This is a genomic window from Pararhizobium sp. (assembly GCF_035497515.1).
Classification (GTDB): domain Bacteria; phylum Pseudomonadota; class Alphaproteobacteria; order Rhizobiales; family Rhizobiaceae; genus Pararhizobium.
On record NZ_DATJDJ010000159.1, the window covers coordinates 1 to 1,700 of the forward strand.

The 1,700-nt window shown below is 61.3% G+C and carries 2 protein-coding genes; both read right to left on the bottom strand.

The genetic code is table 11. The annotated features are described in order from the left end of the window. Positions 1-468, bottom strand: a 468-nt coding sequence (locus tag VL202_RS15685; protein WP_325465030.1) for an aminotransferase class I/II-fold pyridoxal phosphate-dependent enzyme, incomplete at its 3' end; no start/stop codon positions are given. Between the two features lie 204 nt (positions 469-672). Beyond that, positions 673-1,635, bottom strand: a complete 963-nt coding sequence (locus VL202_RS15690) for a bile acid:sodium symporter family protein (RefSeq protein WP_056334634.1) — start codon at positions 1,633-1,635, stop codon at positions 673-675. Between the last annotated feature and the right edge of the window lie 65 nt (positions 1,636-1,700).

Consider the following 1,700-nt stretch of genomic DNA (forward strand, 5'->3'; position numbering starts at 1 on the left):
GTTATTGGCATAACGAAAACGCTTCGCCTTGGACAGACGCACGCCGTCGATGATCGAGGCATGGTTGAGCGCGTCGGAAATGATCGCGTCCTCCTCGGAAAGCAGCGTCTCGAACAGGCCGCCATTGGCATCGAAGCAGGAAGAATAGAGGATCGTGTCCTCCATGCGCAGGAAGGACGAGATGCGCGCCTCGAGCTGCTTGTGCTCCTCCTGGGTGCCGCAGATGAAGCGCACCGAGGCCATGCCGTAGCCGTAGCGATCGAGCGCCCGCTTGCCGGCCTCCGCCAGTTCCTCATTGCCGGCAAGGCCGAGATAATTGTTGGCGCAGAAGTTCAGCACCTTTTCGCCCGAGGAAACCGTAATCTCGCCGCCCTGCTTCGAGGTGATAACACGCTCGCTCTTGTAAAGCCCCGCCGACTTCAGGCCTTCGAGTTCCGATGAAAGGTGGTTGATGAAGGCGTTGGTCATGAAGGCCGCTTTCCAAACGAGGGATCGGGTTTCGATGGAGACCTACCATATTCCTCCCCCGATGACAGCGAAAGAGAGCCGCAGGAGGCGGCGTTGACGCGATCTGCCCGGTTCCGGCGGCCCCCAGCGTGCATGAGACCGTAACGGCGGCAGACGGGAGGATAAATCGCCCCGCCCCGCCTTCAGCTTACCCTCGCTTTTCCTTCAGCTCGCGATGGCAGGCTTTGCCTGCTGATCATCGTCTTCGACCTGGCGGGAAAAATAATTGGCCAGCAGCGCACCGGAAATATTGTGCCAGACGCTGAAGATGGCGCTCGGAACGGCGGCAACCGGCGAGAAATAGGCATTGGCGAGGGCGGCGCCAAGGCCGCTGTTCTGCATGCCGACCTCGATGGCGATCGCCTTGCGCTTGGCGAGCGACAGGCCGCTGGCGCGGGCGGCGAAGTAGCCCAGCAGATAACCAAGACCATTGTGCAAAACCACCACGGCAAAGATCATCAGGCCGGACGTGGCAATCGCCGGTTTGCTCGCACCGACAACCGCCGACACGATGAGCACGATGCCGACGACGCTGACCAGCGGCAGAGCCGGAACCGCGGCCTTGACGAGGCCCGGCAAAAGCTTCTGCAGGGCAAAGCCGAGTGCCAACGGCACAAGCACGACCTTGACGATGCTGAGGAACATCGCCCAGCCGTCTACCGGCAGGTACTGGCTGGCAAACATCCAGACCAGAAACGGCGTGACCACCGGCGCTGCCAGCGTCGTGACGCTGGTGCAGGCAACCGAAAGCGCCACGTCGCCCTTGGAAAGATAGGTCATCACATTCGACGAGGTTCCGCCGGGGCAGCAGCCGACCAGGATGACGCCGGCGGCGACTTCGGGCGCCATCGGGATGATCTTCGTCAGGATGACGGCGATGAGCGGCATGATGATGAACTGCGCGAAGACGCCGATGGCGACATCAAACGGCCGGCGGGCGACCTCGCGGAAATCGCCAGCCGAGATCGTCAGGCCCATGCCGAACATGATGATGGCCAGCAGCGTGACGATATACGGCGCGATCTGCTTGAACGTATCCGGGAAGAAGAAGCCGAGAACAGCGAACAGAATGACCCAGATGGCGAATGTCTTGCCGACAAACGCCGAGAACGATGCAACAGCCTTCAAGGCGGCCTCCTCCAAAATGAACAGTACGGCGGGTTTAGCCGCCAAGCTCCGGGTGTCAAGAACGC